General features: G+C 53.2%; 5 protein-coding genes. All 5 read right to left on the bottom strand.

Annotated features, from left to right (window positions below; translation table 11 throughout):
• Positions 1–343: AAA family ATPase (locus C7445_RS14170; protein ID WP_166669181.1), on the bottom strand; the 343-nt coding region annotated here is incomplete at its 3' end.
• 370 nt (positions 344–713) lie between these two features.
• Complete coding sequence (locus C7445_RS14165; protein ID WP_134161340.1) at positions 714–1,013, bottom strand: hypothetical protein; 300 nt, start codon at positions 1,011–1,013, stop codon at positions 714–716.
• A gap of 448 nt (positions 1,014–1,461) precedes the next feature.
• Positions 1,462–1,932 carry a single-stranded DNA-binding protein gene (locus C7445_RS14160; RefSeq protein ID WP_134161338.1) on the bottom strand — a complete coding sequence of 157 codons (471 nt, stop codon included), beginning with the start codon at positions 1,930–1,932 and terminating at the stop codon, positions 1,462–1,464.
• Positions 1,917–2,990 (bottom strand): recombination directionality factor, encoded by a 1,074-nt coding sequence (locus C7445_RS14155; protein WP_134161336.1) that lies wholly within the window; start codon positions 2,988–2,990, stop codon positions 1,917–1,919. The genes C7445_RS14160 and C7445_RS14155 overlap by 16 nt, the downstream gene beginning before the upstream one ends.
• 234 nt (positions 2,991–3,224) lie before the next feature.
• Positions 3,225–3,728, bottom strand: coding sequence for a CHC2 zinc finger domain-containing protein (locus C7445_RS14150; RefSeq protein WP_134161334.1), 504 nt, complete (start codon positions 3,726–3,728; stop codon positions 3,225–3,227).
• Between the last annotated feature and the right edge of the window lie 75 nt (positions 3,729–3,803).

The following is a 3,803-nucleotide window of genomic DNA, read 5'->3' as shown; positions in this document are numbered from 1 at the left end:
CGGTGCCGAACCAGCCTTCGATTTGGCCAAGCTGTGCGCGTTTGCCGTTCACGAGGAGCGTCGAGCCCTGTCGAGATGCTCGGGTGCGCGAGATGGCAACGGACTTGCCGCGAATGAGCCACGTGACCGTGACCGCCATCCGCTTTTCGCCCAAGCGCATGAGTTTTTCATCTTGTTTCTGCCTGCCCGCAATGTCGGTGCCAAAAAGACACCAGACGACGGCTTCTGCAAGGGTGGATTTCCCGGCGCCGTTGTGGCCGGAAATGACGGTGATGTCGTGGAACTGGAACGAGGCCTCCGTAAACGAGCGGAAGTTCTCCAGTTGAATGCTGAGGATTTTCATGCGGAATCATCCCTTCCGTGGGTGGTGTGAGATCACACAAGCCCACGGACGATGCCGGGGCTTATGTGACAAAGCCCCGCGCATCGTGCGGGATGGATTCAGGTCATAAAGGGTTTTTCGGGCCTATGAGCGCAGAAGATACACGTACTGTCTGAACAAGGCGGACGTAGCCACCGATTGCACGTGGGACAGTACTCTGCGTCCCATTGAGGTCGATACATGATTTGCGAACCACAGCGCTCGCAAACTTGCTCTAGCTCGTAATCCGGTTCAGGTTCGATGGGCTTTTCAACATTTCGCTCAGCCTGTAGTTCTTCAAGCCACGCGATCAACTTTGCCTCTAAATCCTCGAGGTCATCGTTATCGTGGCTCATTCGTGCTCATCGCTTTCTCTGAAGACCAACGACAACAGTTGTTGTTCAGGATCGTGCTGAAGGTTCGATTCGCTGCTGTCGTTGTTCAAGCGATTTAAGAAGGTTTGCCGATCGACAGAGGAGAAATCGACCGTTACATAAGGCTTGACATGTTCTGCGATACCCTCTGCAATTTCCTCTGCGATTGCGAGAGAATTGAGTGGATATCTGATTTGGCCTTCTTCGGTGACGATCAAGGGTACATTTTCAAATTTGACTCCGCTGATGATGGCATTCACCATGAACATCCTCTCCATGAGGATCACCTCTTACAACCATTCTACCCCTGTCGTAATCGAGGCGTCCTCAATGTTTGATATGGATTTTAGCCACTTCTACATTAATGCCGTGTCGATCGACGATCATGTCCATCTCCAACACGACTCGAACTGAATGTAGAGGACGTTCTACAAATTTGAGACGATATTTCGTGCCCTGATGATTGAGGGACCGAATGTGCTGGATGGGCACATCACGAATGTATTGGTGGACCCATTTCACGGAGATTTCATATTGATTCATCACACGTTGATTCCGAGGATGAATCCGAACCTCCTGATCTGATATGGATAGCTTGCATTGAAGCATGGACTTAATTAAGGGCAAATCCTTGTCAGTAAGCATTCACATGCCCGCCGCTCAACGGTCCGAGGGTGCCCCCTCTCGCCGTTTGAACGAGAGGGCGCCCCTCCTTCCGTTGTGTGACTAGAACGGTAAGTCCTCTTCAAAGCCCGGCGGTAAATCGTCCGCAAACGGATCGTCATATGGACCGAAGTCCGGTTGCTTCGACGGAGCCGGCGAGGTGTTGTTTTTCACAGGTGGAGCGGCAGGCGTGGATTTCGCGCTGTTTCCACCCTCTCCACGATCCAAAAATCGAACGCCCTCGGCTACGACCTCTGCCACGCGTACCTTTTGTCCATCACGATTTTCATACGTGCGAATCTGAAGGCGGCCGTCGACTGCGGCCATTCTGCCCTTTTGCAGATATTGAGCCACGACTTCGGCCTGCTTTTGCCAGACCACGATGTTAATGAAGTCGGTCTGTCGTTCGCCATTCTGGCCAGAACGCATCCGATCCACCGCGAGCGTGAACGACGCAACCGCCGTTCCGCTATTCGTGTAACGCAATTCGGGATCTGCCGTGAGACGGCCGATTAAAATCACGCGATTGAGCATTTATCCTGTTCCTTTCCGGTTACAATCGTGAAGTCTACGATTTCAGTGCGGTTTCTCCATTTGGAAGATGGAGCGGCCGTGTATTGAATGGCTATTCCAGAGTTGAGGTGTTTCAGGGCCTCGACCAGCTTGGGTTCATCCGTAAGGAGTTCGATACACTCTCCCTGCAACGTCGCCAAGCGCATCCGAAGCACGTCCTTCTTCAGGGCATTGGTTTTGATCTCGATGTCGATCACGGCGCCGATTGGAAGTTCATCTTGCACACGTGATGTAGTGTCGAAGGTGTCTTCTTCATTCGTCGCAGTCTCGTCGTTGACGAGGTTATCCTCGATAAACAGGTCCTCGGGCAACTCTTCGTGTTGAATCGGTTCAACGCTTGGCGAGACAGCGAGCATAGGCGTTTGCCGCAAGAAGTCGGTAAGCCGCATATCTTCAATCCCAAGCGTGAGTACGTAGACCGTTTTGGCTTGACCGTCGGGATTGACCACTTTGGGGACGATCCTCAACTTGAGTGGCATCATTGCAATTCGTCCGCCGGTGAGTGCTCGGATCATCTGAATCGCGCCATTCAAGTTTGACGTGGTGTGGAAGCTCGAGGTGTCAATTTGCCAGACGCCGATTCCCGGTACTTCCGGCAAGAAGAATTGAAGTCTCCCGAGCTCTTTGCATTTGCCGGCCTGATAGATGGGACAGTCTTTGTACGCGCATTGAATTTGTACGCGACCGCCCTTCCCATCTGCACGCTGGGCAGTTTCTCCGTCGCCGGAGCAGTACAATTTGTACTTTCCGCCTCCGCCTTGATAAGCCGCGAGGTATTGCGGGAAAAACTGCTCAGGATCATTGGTCGGAAATGCAATCGTGATTTCGCGAGGGGTGTCACCATAGACACTATGAAACGCCTGGGCTGCAGCTTCGGACGTCGATTCGTCCGGCTTGACAACGAAGTAATCGACGGCTTTGGGATACGTCTTTCCCCGATCATTTTCCGTACGAACGCCAAGGTGAATCTTGCCGATCCGTGGAATTCGGGGAGTATCACACCAGCCTTTGATGGGCATGATGAACTCCTCCCTATGAAAGTTGACGACTCAAGGGGGTTAGATGATAGGAAGATGGACGCTTACAAGCCTCGGGGGCTTGGTAAGTTTGAGGGTCAGTGAGACGCGTCCACAAACATCTAGGACGCTTGCGTCGGGCCTTTGCTTACGAGTCTAGACAAGGTGATCGCCTCACGCGCGTTTTGCAACGCTTCCTCTGAACTCGTTTGGTAATGGGCATGTTCTTCACCTGTCTTACACGGAGACTTGGGTCGTGGTCGGCTCTTCAGGGGCGAGTAAGCACATCAATCGCTCGGTCTGCTCGCGCTTAAAACGTTCATATTCCTGCCACTCTTCCCATACCCAATCGAGCATAGCCTTGCGGTGACGACGCCATTCCCAAGGGTTTACGCCTTTCGGCGTGCGCCACGGCTTGTGCGTCGTGAAGCCAAGTTCTGCAAGTTGGACGGCGGTGAGCCGTTCCGCGGGGTGCAGGTTTTGCTTACGTGTCCCTTGCGGGTACATCTCTGCTTTGGCTGCCTCGAACGAGATTCCGCGCAGCCACGCGTGAAAGGCGACAGCGCCGCCTTTTTCCCCACACTTGTGACAGTAGAACGTGTCCTTGACGCTGGACACGTACAGATGGAAGTCGCGGCCTTTGTCCCCGCATACGGGGCAGTGAGCCTTCCATTGGCCAGGTCGGGACGTCGGGTACAACACGAAACCGTTGCGTGCAGCCACTTCTTCGATGCTGACCATAACGCCCACCTCTCTTTCATTTTTCGCTTGGATAAATGGAATGTGCACAGCTTTCGTGCATCTCTACGAGGAGGT

It is taken from the genome of Alicyclobacillus sacchari (genome assembly GCF_004366795.1).
Lineage (GTDB): Bacteria > Bacillota > Bacilli > Alicyclobacillales > Alicyclobacillaceae > Alicyclobacillus > Alicyclobacillus sacchari.
Note: the sequence above shows the minus strand (reverse complement) of the source record. Positions and strands in the feature narration are given on the sequence as shown.